General features: G+C 65.9%; 17 protein-coding genes. 11 read left to right on the top strand and 6 right to left on the bottom strand.

Annotated features, from left to right (window positions below):
• Positions 1-76: 76 nt before the first annotated feature.
• Positions 77-1144, top strand: a complete 1068-nt coding sequence (locus ACWIFB_RS05305; RefSeq protein WP_454057564.1) for a zinc-binding dehydrogenase — start codon at positions 77-79, stop codon at positions 1142-1144.
• Positions 1145-1213: 69 nt separating this feature from the next.
• Here the strand turns inward: ACWIFB_RS05305 and ACWIFB_RS05300 are convergent, their stop codons facing one another.
• Positions 1214-1657 (bottom strand): nuclear transport factor 2 family protein, encoded by a 444-nt coding sequence (locus tag ACWIFB_RS05300; protein WP_454057563.1) that lies wholly within the window; start codon positions 1655-1657, stop codon positions 1214-1216.
• Between the two features lie 121 nt (positions 1658-1778).
• Between ACWIFB_RS05300 and ACWIFB_RS05295 the strand changes: the two genes are divergently transcribed.
• The 9 genes from ACWIFB_RS05295 (at position 1779) to ACWIFB_RS05255 (ending at position 9243) form a co-directional block, all read left to right on the top strand.
• A complete protein-coding gene (locus tag ACWIFB_RS05295; RefSeq protein WP_454057562.1) occupies positions 1779-2162 on the top strand; it encodes a hypothetical protein in 384 nt (127 codons plus the stop codon).
• Between the two features lie 3 nt (positions 2163-2165).
• The gene (locus tag ACWIFB_RS05290) at positions 2166-3440 is read left to right on the top strand and encodes a cytochrome P450 (protein WP_454057561.1); all 1275 of its coding nucleotides are present in this window, start codon (positions 2166-2168) and stop codon (positions 3438-3440) included.
• A gap of 79 nt (positions 3441-3519) precedes the next feature.
• Entirely contained in the window at positions 3520-3888 is a 369-nt protein-coding gene (locus tag ACWIFB_RS05285; protein ID WP_454057560.1) for an EthD family reductase, read from the top strand.
• Positions 3889-4102: 214 nt separating this feature from the next.
• Positions 4103-4573, top strand: coding sequence for a nuclear transport factor 2 family protein (locus tag ACWIFB_RS05280; protein ID WP_344995948.1), 471 nt, complete (start codon positions 4103-4105; stop codon positions 4571-4573).
• 58 nt (positions 4574-4631) lie between these two features.
• Positions 4632-5891: a cytochrome P450 gene (locus ACWIFB_RS05275; RefSeq protein ID WP_454057559.1), complete on the top strand. Its 1260-nt coding sequence runs from the start codon at positions 4632-4634 to the stop codon at positions 5889-5891.
• A gap of 33 nt (positions 5892-5924) precedes the next feature.
• Complete coding sequence (locus ACWIFB_RS05270; protein WP_454057558.1) at positions 5925-6119, top strand: ferredoxin; 195 nt, start codon at positions 5925-5927, stop codon at positions 6117-6119.
• 13 nt (positions 6120-6132) lie between these two features.
• Entirely contained in the window at positions 6133-7128 is a 996-nt protein-coding gene (locus ACWIFB_RS05265) for a PDR/VanB family oxidoreductase (protein WP_454057557.1), read from the top strand.
• Positions 7129-7186: 58 nt separating this feature from the next.
• Positions 7187-8749, top strand: a complete 1563-nt coding sequence (locus tag ACWIFB_RS05260) for an aldehyde dehydrogenase (protein WP_454057556.1) — start codon at positions 7187-7189, stop codon at positions 8747-8749.
• Positions 8750-8754: 5 nt separating this feature from the next.
• Entirely contained in the window at positions 8755-9243 is a 489-nt protein-coding gene (locus ACWIFB_RS05255) for a nuclear transport factor 2 family protein (RefSeq protein WP_454057592.1), read from the top strand.
• Positions 9244-9325: 82 nt separating this feature from the next.
• Here the strand turns inward: ACWIFB_RS05255 and ACWIFB_RS05250 are convergent, their stop codons facing one another.
• The 5 genes from ACWIFB_RS05250 to coaA all read right to left on the bottom strand — a co-directional run bounded on the left by ACWIFB_RS05250 (position 9326) and on the right by coaA (position 12801).
• A complete protein-coding gene (locus tag ACWIFB_RS05250; protein ID WP_454057555.1) occupies positions 9326-9511 on the bottom strand; it encodes a hypothetical protein in 186 nt (61 codons plus the stop codon).
• A 117-nt stretch (positions 9512-9628) separates the two neighbouring features.
• A complete protein-coding gene (locus tag ACWIFB_RS05245) occupies positions 9629-10405 on the bottom strand; it encodes a hypothetical protein (RefSeq protein ID WP_454057554.1) in 777 nt (258 codons plus the stop codon).
• Positions 10402-11361, bottom strand: a complete 960-nt coding sequence (locus ACWIFB_RS05240) for an ATP-binding cassette domain-containing protein (protein WP_454057553.1) — start codon at positions 11359-11361, stop codon at positions 10402-10404. Before ACWIFB_RS05240 ends, ACWIFB_RS05245 begins: the two co-directional genes overlap by 4 nt.
• Positions 11362-11739: a GntR family transcriptional regulator gene (locus ACWIFB_RS05235; protein WP_454057552.1), complete on the bottom strand. Its 378-nt coding sequence runs from the start codon at positions 11737-11739 to the stop codon at positions 11362-11364. It abuts the gene before it with no gap.
• 129 nt (positions 11740-11868) lie between these two features.
• The gene (gene coaA / locus ACWIFB_RS05230) at positions 11869-12801 is read right to left on the bottom strand and encodes a type I pantothenate kinase (RefSeq protein ID WP_230930668.1); all 933 of its coding nucleotides are present in this window, start codon (positions 12799-12801) and stop codon (positions 11869-11871) included.
• Positions 12802-12946: 145 nt separating this feature from the next.
• Between coaA and glyA the strand changes: the two genes are divergently transcribed.
• Positions 12947-14251 (top strand): serine hydroxymethyltransferase, encoded by a 1305-nt coding sequence (glyA, locus tag ACWIFB_RS05225; RefSeq protein ID WP_454057551.1) that lies wholly within the window; start codon positions 12947-12949, stop codon positions 14249-14251.
• Positions 14252-14275: the final 24 nt, after the last annotated feature.

Here is a 14275-nt window from a genome sequence, read left to right as displayed (position 1 = left end):
ATTTAGCTTGATGTGAGCCACCCCACACGTGGGTGTCTATCGGGCGGGACTCCACAAACCGGAAGGCGGGTCATCGGTGACCGACACGACTTTGCACGGCAGGGCATCAGGCGCGAAACGGCGGATCAATCGCGAGGTGCGCCTGGTGCGCCACCCCGACGGCGCACTCGCTGCGGAGGATCTAGAGGTGGTGCCCGCGGAAATGCCCGTCATGGCGCCGGGGCACGTCCTGATCCAGAATCGGCTCCTGTCGGTTGATGCCGCCACGCGTCTGCGTCTTGATCCCGTTTCACCTCCCGGGTACCTGCCGGCGCTCAAGCCGGGGGAGGCGCTGGCGGGAATGGCGGTGGGCGAGGTGGTCGAGTCCGACGTGGACGGCTTTGCTCCCGGGGATCTTGTTCATCACGATCTCGGATATCGCGACTACGCGCTGGTCGACCCGAGTAACCAGGCTTTGGGTGTGGCCGGGGCGCTGGCCAAGTTGGACAGTGAGTTGGGCCCGCCGGAACTCCAGGTGGGACTACTGGGAATGACGGGCCTCACGGCGTGGGCCGGGCTTTTCGAGGTGGCCTCGCTAAGGTTCGAGGACGTGGTCTGGGTGTCCGCTGCGGCCGGCGCGGTGGGCAGTGTGGCGGCGCAGTTGGCCAAGGCGCACGGGTGTCGGGTGATCGGGAGTGCCGGCAGTGCGGAAAAGGTCGCCTATCTCACCGAGGTGCTCGGACTGGATGCCGCCTTCAACTGGCGCGACGGCCTGGACGGCCCGCTGTCCGAGTTCAGCCCTGACGGGATCGATGTGTATTTCGACAGTGTGGGAGGGGAGCATCTGCGGGCCGCGCTCGACCACCTGCGCCCGTATGGCCGGGTCGCTCTGTGTGGAGCGATCGCGGGGTACGACGGGCAACCTCCGCATGCGCCGGAGAACCTTTTCGCCGCGACGACCAAGGACCTGAACCTCCGGGGCTTTCTGGCGGGCACATTCGCGGACCAGCTCCCGGAAGCGCGGGCGCACATCGCGGATCTGTGGGGGTCTGGCCGTTTGACGCTGGATCTCGCACGGTACGAGGGGCTGGAGTCGGCGCCCCAGGCTGTTGTGGACATGCTGTCGGGACGGACCACCGGAAAGTGTGTGGTGGCCCTCAGCTGAACATCTGACGTGCCGGGCAATCAATGTCGGTCTTGGGCTGGACCGATTGCCGTTCGGCTGGCGCCGCGGTCAGGCCAGTATGCGCGGGTCGCCGGCCTGCCAACTGACCGACTGACGTCTGAAAGATATCCGCCAGCCCTCGGGGCGTCGTTCGACTAGATCGTCGTAGGTACCAGCGACCGTGAAGAGGGCCGCCCGGCCATCCACCGTGCGGACGTGTTGGGCATGGAAATAGCTCGAGACCGTCACCGAATCCCCGGCCGTCTCGAGCAGGACAGAGCCCACCAGGTGCTGGCTCGCGTCGAGTGGTTCGAGCGCCCGGGCGCACGTCGCGGCGATCGCCGCTGGGCCGGTCTCGGGAGGTAGCCCGGCGAATTCCATCGTCGCATCCGGTGCGAACACCAACTCGAGTTTCCCCCAGGTGTGACGGTCGAGGGCGTGTGCATAACGCGAGGTCAAGGCGAGGATCTCGGCTCGGTCTGTGTCGGTCAGTGCGGCGTGGGGATCAGGCATCGTAGGTCCTCGGATCGGCTCGTGTCGGCGAACAGTCGGAAGCGCGACCAGTCGTTGACAGTGTGTGGAAGCTCACATACCGTAACAGAAGTAAGTTCAATTCAGTCGAAGGGAAGCCGATATGGCGGACAGCAGCAACGAGGTGCGGGCCACTTCGGAGATGAAGATCCATGAGGGCGTGTCGCTCGAGCGACTCAGCTCGGTCGTAAAGGACCTCAGTGCGAGCACCGAGCGGGAGGGGGGCCATCTGTACGGGCACAACTTCTACATCGACAAAGGTGCGGGGATCCTCTTCGCTCACGAGCATTACAGGGACGCCGACGCGTTCCTGCAGCACCTCAAGGAGATGGACCAGGAGGTCGTGGGTGCGCTCATGTCGAACGTGGACGTTCTCGATCTCCGGATCTACGGGTCCATCAACGACGAGCTCCGCGGGCTGCTCGAGGGATTCGGCAGCGTCCGCACCTTCGAGTACGTCGGTGGATTTACCAACCGGGGAGCGTGAGGGATGGCAACCGAGTTTCAGTATGAGAAGTTCTTCGGCCTCGACGATGAGCAGCTGAAGTGCCCGCACGCCGCCTTTGACGAGGTGCGCTCGGAGTGTCCGGTCTCCCGCAGTGACGCCCTCGGATTCTGGGTGGTGGCCGACCACGAACACGCGCAGAAGGTGTTCAAGGACGCCTCGGTGTTCTCGACCAAGAAGATGCTCGGTGAGCAGGTGTCCGACGAGTGGCAGCGCATGGTCGACATGGCTGCCCAGCGTCCCGGGGCCAAAGACGAGCTCGGTGAGGACTACGGGACGAGCGACCGGAAGGTCCTCCTCTTCGCAGACCCGCCGGAGCACGGTCGCCATCGTCGGCTGATCATGGGCGCCCTCACCCCGAACGCGCTCAAGTCCTGGGCTCCGCGCATCGAGGAGACGGCCGACATCTTCGTCGATGGGATCGCGGCCGGAGAGGAGGTCGAGTTCGTCGATGGATTCGCTAACCAATACACGATGACGGTCATCGCCGACATACTCGGATTCCCGCGGGACATGGTCCCGCAGATGCTCGACTGGACCGAGGGGTTCAACTCGATGGTCGGCAACCCCGACCAAACCGACGAGCAGATCGAGGCGCTCGTCGACACCCGGTACGGCTTCGACGCCTACTGCAACAGGCAGATCGACGATCGGGAGGCCAATCCGACCGAGGACCTCATCTCGCGGATCGTAAAGCTCAACGCTGCCAGCGAGACGCCGCTCAGCCGGGATGACCTGTTCCAGGTGCTTCAGCTGACGATGGTCGGCGGCAGCGAGACCTCGGCCACCGCGCTGTCGAAGATGATCGAGTTCCTCGGTCGGAATCCTGAGATGTGGGCCGAGCTGAAGGCGGAAACCGATCGGATCCCGCAGTTCATGGAGGAGATGCTGCGCATGTACTCCCCGGTGCAGGGATCCTTCCGTGCTGTCACCGAGGATATCGAGCTGGGCGGGCAGCAGCTCAAGGCCGGCGACATGCTCTGGGTGGGGATGGGCACGTCGAACCGGGATCCCAAGGTGTTCGACGACCCTGACCGGATGGACATTGACCGGAAGCAGCTCGCGGCCAATCACGTCGCGTTCGGTGGGGGACCGCACGTCTGCCCGGGCACATCGCTCACGCGGATGGAGTTGCGGATGGTGCTGGAGAAGATCATCACCCGGTTCTCCGGCGTCGAGCTGGTGGATCAGGATCCGGCCGCCAAGAAGAGCTTCAACTTCTACGGGCCCGCCGCACTGCCGGTTCGTTTCGTCGACTAGGCCGCGCGGGCGCACCCATCGATCTCCCTCGGCGCCGGTGGTCGTGTCGTCGGCGCCCACAACAGAAAGGTCTCATTCCATGGTCTCCATCGAGAACCAGCCCGTGTATCTGTTCGCTCTCTACCGCTGGGCGGGCACCTCGCCCGAGGAGTTCCGCGACCACTATCTGAGCAAACATGCGGACATCGGTAAGTCGATCCCCGGTGTCGCCTGGTGGCACACATTCCTTAACAACAACCCGATGATGAACTGGGGGATCCCGGAAGGGGCTCCCAAGCCAGATGCGTTCTCGATCATGGCGTTCGAGTCGGAGGAGGCGCTGAAGAAGGCTCCCGAGAGCGAGGGGTGGGCTGCCGCAAACGGTGACAACACCGGATTCGTGCAACACATCGACGTTTATGAGGTCTCTCGCGTGCAGCTGGTGTCGGAAGGGCGGCCAGAGGTTTAGCTGTCGCGCGATCGGAGGGGTGCGGCGGGGTCCGGGGGTTCTCCCGGGCCCCGTCTGCGTATCGGCGTGGGTTCCGCTGGCCAGCGGAAACGGTCCGGCCGAATACGGTTGCGAGGATTTCCAAGTATTTGGCCCATGTGGCTTGCGCCACTGTGTGACAGTGGTTACAGTGATCCCTAATCGACTTCAGTTCAAGCCCTAGGAGGGGTGCACGATGACCGATGATCAGCGGAGCAGGAACCTGGACCTGGTGCGTGCCTACACCGATGCACTGAACAAGTGGGACATCGAGACCATGCGCGAGCTGTCGACCGAGGACGTCGTCTTCGAGCTCCCGTTCCGTCCGCCGACGTTCGAGCGCGAGACCGCCGGCCGGGACGCCTACATGGAGGTCCTGGGCCAGGCGCGAGACCACATGATCGACGGGTCCGAGAACCTGCACGACATGACCCTGGACACGCTCGCTAGCGACCCGGACGTCGTGATCGCCACCTACAAGAGCGACATGACGCTTCGCAGCGGTGCCCGGTATGCCAATGAGTACATCTCCCGATTCGTCATCCGCGACGGCAAGGTGGCCCGTTTCGTCGAGTACTACGACTCGATCAAGCTCTTCACCGCTCTCGGCGGCTCCCTGGTGGAGGCCGGCGAGTCCGACCTGCTCCCCGCGGGGCTCAAGTCCTGACACTCTGCAGAGCCCGAGAGCACTGGCAACGTCACCCCTCACGCACCAGGAGACCCCCATGGGTAAGAAAATGCCCGATCCGAACTCGGTTGTAGCCGACCAGCCGAAGTGCCCCTTCGTCGACATGTGGTCCGATGAGTACAACGAGAACAACCTCGAGATCCTCAAGCACCTCCGCGAGGAACACGATCTCGCGTTCCACAAGCAGGGCAACACCACGGTGCCGCTGGTGACCCGATACAAGGATCTGTGGAAGATCCAGCGTGATTGGCGGACCTTCCAGTCCGGGCGCGCGGCGTCACATCTGGCCGACCGTCGCTACGACGATCCCAATGACACCCCTGTGTTCATCCCGCTCGACACCGACCCACCGGTGCACAGCGAGTGGCGCCAGATCATCGAGCCGCTGATGACGCTCAAGAAGATGGAAGCGCACTCCGAGTTGATCGAGGGCATCGCCGACGACCTGCTCAGCGGACTCGAAGGCCGTACGAGCTTCAAGGTCATGGATGAGTTCGTCCGGCCCATGCAGGCCCGTGCGATCTTCGCGGCGATTCTCGGCGTTCCCGCCGACAGCGACAGGATCCTCCAGTTCTCGGAGTGGGCGCAGGACGCACTCATCGTCCCCGAGCGGGCGGTCGACGCCTTCGCAAGCCTCAGTGCCGCCCTCCTGGAGATCCTCCAGGAGCGCCGGGAGAATCCCCGGGGGGACGACGACATCGTCACAGTGTTGGCCAATTGCCGGCCCGGGGGCGAGGTTCCCGAGGATGCGGATCTCATTAAGATCATGATCGCCCTGACTCTGGGTGGCCTCGAGTCCACCGGCACCGTGTTGAGCGGGACGATCCACCACATGGCCACCCACCCCGACGACCTCAAGGAGCTGCAGGACGACATGTCCCTGCTCGACGAGGCCATCGAGGAGGCGCTGCGCCTGTTCGTCAACGTGACGCTCATGCAGCGGACCGTCACCAAGGAGACGACCCTCAACGGCTACGACCTCGAGCCCGGCGACAAGATCTGGAACCTCCCGGGTTCGGCCAACCGTGACGAGGCGGTATTCCCCAACGCCGATTCCTGGGACGTGCACCGGGAGAACAAGCGTCACGTCTCCTTCGGTGCAGGAATTCACCGTTGCCTCGGGTCCAACCTGGCCCGGATCTTCCTCCGGGTGGCGTTCACCTCGGTGCTGACCCGGATGCCGGGCATCGCCCTCGCGCCGGATCAGACGATCGACACCCACTCGATGCCGACCCGCGGTCTCACCGAGTTCGTGGTCACCGTCGACGAGATCACCCCTGCCGCGGCTGCCCGCTGAGGCCGGACGACGCATCCTCAGAAAGGACACACCATGAAGGTCAAGATCGATCACGAATTCTGTGTGGGCCATGCGCGTTGTTACACGCTGGAACCCGAGTACATCGCTGAGGACGACCGGGGACGCGGCGTGGTCCGCGACGACGCTCCCGAGATGTCCCCTGAAACCGCACGTCGGCTGGTCCGGGCGTGCCCGGAATCCGCCATCTCGATCGTGCGGGAATCCTGAGGAAGCAATGACCATGGTTTCCGATCCCCTGCGTACAGAGATCGTCGACCTGGGCGAGAACGCAACCGGTGACGAGACGATCAACGCGATCGTCGACAGCCGGCGCGAGATCGCGGACGGCGTCATCGAGCTGGTCTTCCGCGCGGCCGACGGCGGCGACCTGCCCCGGTGGGAACCGGGCGCCCACGTGGACATCGTCCTCGACGACGGCGCGATACGGCAGTACTCACTGTGCGGAGACCCGTCCGACCGGAAGACGCTCCGGGTCGCGGTGCTCCGCGAGCAGGAGGGCAGGGGCGGGTCTCGCCGCATCCACTCCGAGCTCCGGGCCGGTTCCGCGGTCGAGTTGAAGGGGCCGCGTAACCACTTCCCGCTGCACGAGTCGCCGCGTTACCTGTTCATCGCGGGCGGGATCGGCGTCACCCCGCTGATCCCCATGATGCGCGCGGTGGAGGCTGCCGGTGCCGAATGGCGTTTCATCTACGGTGGCCGGAGCGAGTCGACCATGGGCTACGTCGACGAGTTGCGTGACCTGGGGGACCGGGTCACGATCTGGCCGCAGGAAACCAACGGGTTGATCGACCTCGACGGACTCCTCGGTACCGTCGAGGAGGGAACGCTGATCTACAGCTGTGGCCCCGAGCCGCTCCTGGCCGCGGTCGAGGCGCACTGTGAGTCCTGGCCGGCCGGCGCACTGAACATCGAGCGGTTCACCGCGATCGAGGTCGACACGTCCGAGGACACCGGGTTCGAGGTGGAGCTCGCCCAGACCGGGGTCACGGTCCAGGTCTCGAAGGACCAGACGATCCTCGAGGTGGTCACCGAGGCCGGCGTCTACGTGCCGACCTCATGCACCGAGGGAACGTGCGGCTCATGTGAGACGCCGATCCTCGAGGGCACCGCTGAGCACCGCGATGTCGTGCTGTCCCCCGAGGAGCAGGAGTCGCAGGAAACCATGATGATCTGCGTCTCCCGCGCTGCCTGCCCCCGGCTGGTGCTGGATCTGTAGAGGCGTGAGCGGTCATCGCCCCGGCTTCACCCAAGTACACACGTATTCAGGAGGATCGATGCTCCCCAGGAGCTATAGCGAGTTCTACATCGACGGGCAGTGGCGGCCGACGGAGTCGACCGAGAAGTTCACTGTCGTGTCCCCGTCCACGGGTGAGCCGATCGGCGAGGTTCCGCGCGCGACCCGGACGGACATCGATGCCGCTGTCGAGGCGGCCCATCGCGCGTTCTACGAGACCGACTGGGCCACTCGCCCGGTTGCGGAACGCGCGGAATTGTGTGAAGCCCTCGCGTCGCGTCTCTACGAGGTCAAGGACGAGATGGCGGAACTGCTCGTCGACGAGCTGGGTTGCACCCGGATGCTCGCCGACGTGTACCAGGCCGTCGCGCCGACCCTGCATTGGAACTACAACGCGGAAGTCGGCCGTAACTACCCGTTTGAGGAGGTCCGTACGGCTGATCTCGGCCCGCTCGCCGGGGGGTCCGCCGGCGGCATGATCATGCCCTACGAGACGCAGGCGCTCGTGGTCAAGGAGCCCGTCGGTGTGGTGGCAACAATGGTCGCGTACAACTTCACCATGCCCGGGACCTCGCAGAAGGTCGCGCCGGCGATCGTGGCAGGCTGCACCGTGGTGGTCAAGGTGCCTGAGCCCGACCCGCTCGCGGTGTTCGCCCTGGCGCAGCTGGTCCACGACGTCGGGTTCCCGCCCGGCGTCATCAACGTCGTCGCAGCTGGGCCCGAGGAGTCCGCGTATCTGGTCTCGCACCCGGACGTGGACATGGTGAGCTTCACCGGGTCCACGACAGTCGGCTCCCACATCGGTCGCGAGTGCGGATCGCTCATCCGCCCGGTCGTCCTAGAACTCGGTGGGAAGTCCGCCGCGATCGTCCTCGACGACGCCGACCTCGAGACCACCGTCCCGACGCTCCTGGGTGTCAGCGTGATCCCGAGCAGCGGCCAGAGCTGCGTGTGCCAGAGCCGCTTCCTCGTCTCGGAGGCGCGTCACGACGAGCTGGTGGAGCGGCTGGTGACAGCCATGGCGGACATCAAGGTCGGTGACCCGCACGCCGAGGGCACCGACATGGGCCCGCTGATCACCGAAGCCCATCGTGAGCACGTACTGGGGATGATCCACCGGGCCGTGGAACAGGGCGCGAAGGTGGCGTTCGGCGGCCGCATCCCGGAGGGGTTGGACAAGGGGTGGTACGTGGAGCCGACCCTCCTGGTCGATGTCACCCCCGACATGGAGATCGCCCAGGAGGAGGTGTTCGGCCCGGTCGTCGCGGTGCTCAGGTACACCGATGAGGACGACGCGGTCCGGATCGCCAACGACAGTCGATACGGTCTCGCCGGCTCGGTCTACACCACGGATGTAGAGCGCGGTTTCCGGCTCGCGCGTCGGGTGCGGACCGGCACGTTCTCGGTCAACTCGTTCTCGGCGGATTTCAACTCGCCGTTCGGTGGGTTCAAGGAATCGGGGATCGGCCGTGAGCACGGGGTGGCCGGCCTCGAGGGCTACCTGATCCCCAAGACCATCTCGGTCGACCCGTCGATGTCGATCCCGGATTCCGTGGTCGAGCAGGCCGACGTGGTCACGACCGGCGCACGTAAGGGGGCGTGACGACGATGTCTGACGACGACAACGATCGTCGCCTCGGCAAGCTCGACGAGCTGCTCGCGATCGAAGAGATCAAGAACCTGCGGCTGGCGTATTCGGCCTACTTCGACTCCCAGGACCTGGACGGGCTCGCCTCGATCTTCGCCGAGGACGCGGTCTGCGAGTTCAGTCAGGAGTACGGCGGTGACTGGGTGGGCCGGGAGACCATCCGCGCGAACTATGCGGCGGTGGCCGAGCAGGTCGGAGCGCCATACAGCGCTATCCATGCGGTCACCAACCCGTGGATCGAACTGATCGGTGAGAACACGGCGAAGGGCCGCTGGTACCTGATCGAGTACCTCACCCGCCAGGGTGTGATGACCTCCGGGGGCGGTCACGCGAACCCGCTGTTCTACCTGGGCATCTACCAGGATGAGTACAAGAAGGTCGACGGGAGATGGCTCATCTCCCGCGTGAAGCTCGAGTTCCTCTGGCCCGAACGGACGCTGCCGGGGTGACCGGATCCGCGTGAGCGTCATCCGCGAGGGGCGACCCGGACCTGAACATGGTCCGGGTCGCCCCGCTGTTGTCGCTGGTGGATCAGCGCAGTCGTTCACACGATGCGAGGACGGCGCGATCGACGTGATCCGAGGCGATCACGTCGGTCCACGCCGACCGTGACGAGAACTCGAGGCATCTGGGCCACCAGAACTGGTCGGCGAGCCTGTTCGTGGAGTGCTCGGAATCGCCGTCGACATCCCGGGAGCCGGCGTAAGGATCGTGCACAGAACTGTCATGAATTCAGTTTAGTAAGTATCGCCGGGCGGCGTGCTGACGATGAGATGGTCCGCCCGCCTCTGCAGCGGCGGAGGCGGGCGGCCCACGTCGCCCCGGAGTGGGCCGTCAACTGACGGGCGTGTCCCTGCGTAGGACCAGGTACCCGAACGCCCCGGCCACCAGGGAGACTCCGAGTAGGTACGCCGACCCGGTAAGAGCGGTCTGCCGCAGGAACCAGCCGCCGAGGCCGGACCACCCGACGTTCTGCACGATCAACAAGATCAGCACGCCGAGCACCGCGGCGAGGGCGACCAGGAGGGTCCAGAAGGTCAGAACCGAGATGCGGCGGAACACCGCGGCGAACATGAAGGTCACGGTCATCACCGTCAGTGCGATCGCCGCGGCCAGGGCGCCCCCGCCGACGAGGCCGTTGGTGCTCGTCATGAACGGGGTGTCAAACTGGTAGGCGTGGATGCCGAAGCCGTTCGTCACCCTCTCGATCCAGGCGGCCAGCGTGTAGGCCGCACCGAATCCGACCGAGACCGCCATGAATGCCAGGTAGGAGCCCACTACGAATGTCCGGCGGCTGAAGCTCAGCGCCATCGCGAACGGCAACGTCTGGGTGACGGTGTAGGCGGCCATGAAGCCCAGCGTCCACACCGCCGCCTGCGACGCGCCGCCGTACATCGGTTCCGCAGAGGCGACACGGTCACCGGCCGCCGCGTGGATCCACACGGTGATCCCGATGGACACCGCCCAGACCAGCAGGAACACCATCGCCGGCACGATGATCAGATTGGTGGGGACGATGAACTGCAGCCGGAACGCGGCCGGGATGCGTGTCGCCCACGTGGTGGGCCGGTGTCGGGCGACAACGCTTGCGTCGACAGAGAGGGCGGTCATGATGCGACCTCCGAGTTCCGGTTGCGGGGTGAGGTTGTCGTCGTCGGATCCGGGGCGGTAGCCGGACCCTCGTCGCGCCTTCCACCGACGTCTCCCGAGGTCAGGTGGACGATGAGCTGTTGCAGTGACACCGGAAGCACCTCGACGCCCCGGGCGCGGGCCCGCTGCTCCTCGTGCTCCTCGAGCGCCCCCAACACCGTCGACCTGGTAAGGCGCCCCAACGACTCGGTGTGGAGGACCTGGCGGAAGTCGGTCAGCTCCCGGACGGTGTCGGCGGCGCCGATCAGCGTCACGGCCCGGCCGCGGAGCGCGTCGACCTGCTCGTCGAGCATGATGCGTCCCCGGTCGATGAGGACCACGTTCTCGATGAGGTGGGCGATCTCGTCGATCAGGTGCGAGGACAGCACGATCGTGCGCGGATGCTCGGCGTAGTCCTCGAGGAGCCGGTCGTAGAACAGTTGCCGCGCCACGGCGTCCAGGCCCATGTAGGGCTCGTCGAAGAAGGTCAGGTCGGCGCGGGAGGCGATACCGATGATCACCGCGACCGCCGAACGTTGGCCTCGCGACATCTTCTTGATCCGCGTCCTGGCCGGGACTCCGAGCTCTCTGCTCAGCCGGTCGGCCAGCTGCTGGTCCCAGCGCGGGAAGGCCATGGCCGCGGCGGCGAACGCGTGACGAGCGTACGAGTCCTCGATGTAGCGCTGGTCCTCGCGGACAAAGCAGATTCGAGGCAGGACCTGCTCGTTCTCGTGTGGGTGCGCACCGAAGACGGTGACCGAGCCGCTGGTGGGCCAGTCCTGCCCGGAGGCGATCGACATGAGCGAGGTCTTGCCGGCGCCGTTGCGGCCCAGCAGTCCGTGGATGACGCCGGCTTCGAACGACACGGTGACCGAGTCGAGTGCCGTGGCCGACTTGTGCCTGCGGGTGAGGTCGCGGACTTCGATGGCGTTGTTCATTTACGCCTTCTCCTTCAGCTGGCTGTGGTCAGAGGTGTTTCGGATCAGGTCCACGACGTCCTCTGGGCTCAGTCCGATGGCGCGAGCCTCGTCGAGCATGGGGGAGATGAAGTGATCCGCGAAGCGCTGCTGTCGTTCGGCTCGCAGGAGCTCCCTCGCGCCGTCCGCGACAAACATGCCGAGGCCTCTACGTTTGACGAGGATGCCGCGGTCCGCCAGGAGGTTGACGCCTCTGGCGGCGGTCGCCGGGTTGATGCGGTGGAAGCTCGCGAGCTCGTTGGTCGACGGGGCGCGTTCGCCCTCCGCGAGTGAGCCGTCCAAGACCGATGCCTCGACCTGTATGGCGATCTGCACGAAGAGCGGTTTGCCGTCGTCCACGGGCGTCGCCCTCCCCGGGTTGGTGGGTTAGTTACTCAACTAGTGGACCATTTGACCAATGCTGGGTCAATGGTCGGTTCGAGCCGGAGCGGGCCGACGTGGGGTCAGGTCGGGGAGCGGCGCAGAGGGTCAGATCTTGCGCAGGCGCAGTCGCTGAATCGAGTGATCCGAGTTCTTGCGCAGCACGAGGGTCGCCCGCGGCCGCGTGGGCAGAATGTTCTCGACCAGGTTCGGCCGGTTGATCGAGGTCCAGATCTCCCGCGCGGCGAGCCGGGCCGCCTGGTCGGACAGGTCCGCGTAATGCGCGAAATGCGAGTTCGGGTTGGAGAACGACGTGCTCCGCAGTTCGAGGAAGCGCTCGATGTACCACTGCTCGATGTCCTCGATACGCGCGTCGACGTACAGCGAGAAGTCGAACAGGTCAGAGACCATGAGCCGCGGCCCGGTCTGCAGCACGTTGAGACCCTCGACGATGAGGATGTCCGGCCGCTTCACCTCGATGTGCTCGCCCGGCACGATGTCGTACTTGGTGTGCGAGTAGACCGGCGCACGCACCAGCGGCGCACCGGACTTGACCTCGGTGACGAACCGCAGCAGCGCCCGCCGGTCGTAGGACTCGGGGTAGCCCTTGCGGTGCATGAGGCCGCGGCGTTCGAGCTCGCGGTTGGGGTGGAGGAAGCCGTCGGTGGTGATGAGGTCGACGCGCGGGTGGGAGTCCCAGCGGGTGAGCAGCGCGCGCAGAACACGCGCGGAGGTGGACTTGCCCACCGCGACGGAGCCGGCCACGCCGATCACGAACGGCATCGGTGCGTCGGAGGCCTCGCCGAGGAACAGGTTGGTGGACTGGAACAGTCGCTGCCGGGCCGAAACCTGCAGGTGGATGAGCCGGCTGAGAGGCAGGTAGATCTCCGCGATCTCGTCCAGGTCGAGATGCTCACCCAGGCCGCGCAGCCCTTCGAGGTCCTGTTCGGTGAGCACCATCGGCATGGCGCGACGCAACCGCCGCCAGCTTCGGCGGTCGAACTCCACGTACGGCGTGTAGTCGCCGGCATGTCTGCTCACAACTCGTGATTGTGGCAGGTCTGTACGTGGTAGGAGGCGTGAGGGTCGATGGCACTAAGGTGGACGACGACGATGACGACGACCACACGGTCCGTCACCCGCCACGATTTCGTCCACGGTGTACGCCGACGCGCGAGGAGCAAACATGACCGACCCGAACACCGACGTGTTCTCCGCCTCCCTGTCCGAACTGGATCCGGAGGTCGCCGAGGCGATGGCCGGGGAGCTGGCCCGTCAGCGGGACACGCTCGAGATGATCGCGTCGGAGAACTTCGTCCCGCGTTCCGTACTGCAGGCGCAGGGATCGGTCCTGACCAACAAGTACGCCGAAGGCTACCCGGGGCGCCGCTACTACGGCGGCTGCGAGCACGTCGACGTGGTCGAGAACCTCGCGCGGGACCGCGCCAAGGAGGTCTTCGGCGCGAAGTACGCCAACGTGCAGCCGCACGCCGGCGCGCAGGCCAACGCTGCCGTGCTCATGGCCCTGGCCGCCCCGGGATCCAAGATCATGGGCCTGTCGCTCGCGCACGGCGGGCACCTCACCCACGGCATGAAGCTGAATTTCTCCGGCCAGCTCTACGAGGTCGCCGCCTACGAGGTCGACCCGGAGACCATGCAGGTAAACATGGACACCGTCCGCGAGATGGCGTTGGCGGAGAAGCCGGACGTGATCATCGCCGGCTGGTCGGCGTACCCGCGCACGCTGGATTTCGCGAAGTTCCGTGAGATCGCCGACGAGGTGGGCGCCAAGCTGTGGGTCGACATGGCGCACTTCGCCGGTCTGGTGGCCGCGGGCCTGCACCCGAGCCCGGTGCCGCACGCCGACGTCGTGTCCACGACAGTGCACAAGACGCTGGGCGGGCCGCGCTCGGGCATGATCCTCACCAACGATCTCGAGCTGTTCAAGAAGCTCAACTCCACCGTGTTCCCGGGCCAGCAGGGCGGCCCGCTCATGCACGCGATCGCCGCCAAGGCCACGGCCATGAAGATCGCCGGCACCGAGCAGTTCCGGGAGCGTCAGCAGCGCACCATCGAGGGCGCCCAGATCCTCGCCGAGCGGCTCACCCGGCAGGACTGCAAGGACGCCGGCGTCTCGGTCCTCACGGGCGGCACCGACGTCCACCTCGTGCTGGTGGACCTGCGCGACTCCGAGCTCGACGGCCAGCAGGCCGAGGACCTTCTCCACGAGGTCGGCATCACCGTCAACCGCAACGCCGTGCCGTTCGACCCGCGCCCGCCGATGGTCACCTCCGGCCTGCGGATCGGCACCCCGGCGCTGGCCACCCGAGGCTTTACCGCGGAGGAGTTCCGCGAGGTCGCCGACGTCATCGGAACCGCCCTGGCGTCCGGCAAGGGTGCCGACGTCGCTGCCCTGCGCGAGCGCGTGAGCGCTCTGGCCGCCGCCACGCCGCTCTACGAGGGCCTGGAGGACTGGAAGATCCTGGGCTGAGGCACTCACCTTCCGCCACCTTCG

The organism is Dietzia sp. NPDC055340 (genome assembly GCF_053645335.1).
Note: the sequence above shows the minus strand (reverse complement) of the source record. Positions and strands in the feature narration are given on the sequence as shown.

Excerpts from the sequence above, each read along its gene's own strand:
- ACWIFB_RS05300 (WP_454057563.1), bottom strand. The coding sequence starts at position 1,657 with ATGCCTGATCCCCACGCCGCACTGACCGACACAGACCGAGCCGAGATC.
- ACWIFB_RS05295 (WP_454057562.1), top strand. The coding sequence starts at position 1,779 with ATGGCGGACAGCAGCAACGAGGTGCGGGCCACTTCGGAGATGAAGATC.
- ACWIFB_RS05290 (WP_454057561.1), top strand. The coding sequence starts at position 2,166 with ATGGCAACCGAGTTTCAGTATGAGAAGTTCTTCGGCCTCGACGATGAG.
- ACWIFB_RS05285 (WP_454057560.1), top strand. The coding sequence starts at position 3,520 with ATGGTCTCCATCGAGAACCAGCCCGTGTATCTGTTCGCTCTCTACCGC.
- ACWIFB_RS05280 (WP_344995948.1), top strand. The coding sequence starts at position 4,103 with ATGACCGATGATCAGCGGAGCAGGAACCTGGACCTGGTGCGTGCCTAC.
- ACWIFB_RS05275 (WP_454057559.1), top strand. The coding sequence starts at position 4,632 with ATGGGTAAGAAAATGCCCGATCCGAACTCGGTTGTAGCCGACCAGCCG.
- ACWIFB_RS05270 (WP_454057558.1), top strand. The coding sequence starts at position 5,925 with ATGAAGGTCAAGATCGATCACGAATTCTGTGTGGGCCATGCGCGTTGT.
- ACWIFB_RS05265 (WP_454057557.1), top strand. The coding sequence starts at position 6,133 with ATGGTTTCCGATCCCCTGCGTACAGAGATCGTCGACCTGGGCGAGAAC.
- ACWIFB_RS05260 (WP_454057556.1), top strand. The coding sequence starts at position 7,187 with ATGCTCCCCAGGAGCTATAGCGAGTTCTACATCGACGGGCAGTGGCGG.
- ACWIFB_RS05255 (WP_454057592.1), top strand. The coding sequence starts at position 8,755 with ATGTCTGACGACGACAACGATCGTCGCCTCGGCAAGCTCGACGAGCTG.
- ACWIFB_RS05245 (WP_454057554.1), bottom strand. The coding sequence starts at position 10,405 with ATGACCGCCCTCTCTGTCGACGCAAGCGTTGTCGCCCGACACCGGCCC.
- ACWIFB_RS05240 (WP_454057553.1), bottom strand. The coding sequence starts at position 11,361 with ATGAACAACGCCATCGAAGTCCGCGACCTCACCCGCAGGCACAAGTCG.
- glyA (WP_454057551.1), top strand. The coding sequence starts at position 12,947 with ATGACCGACCCGAACACCGACGTGTTCTCCGCCTCCCTGTCCGAACTG.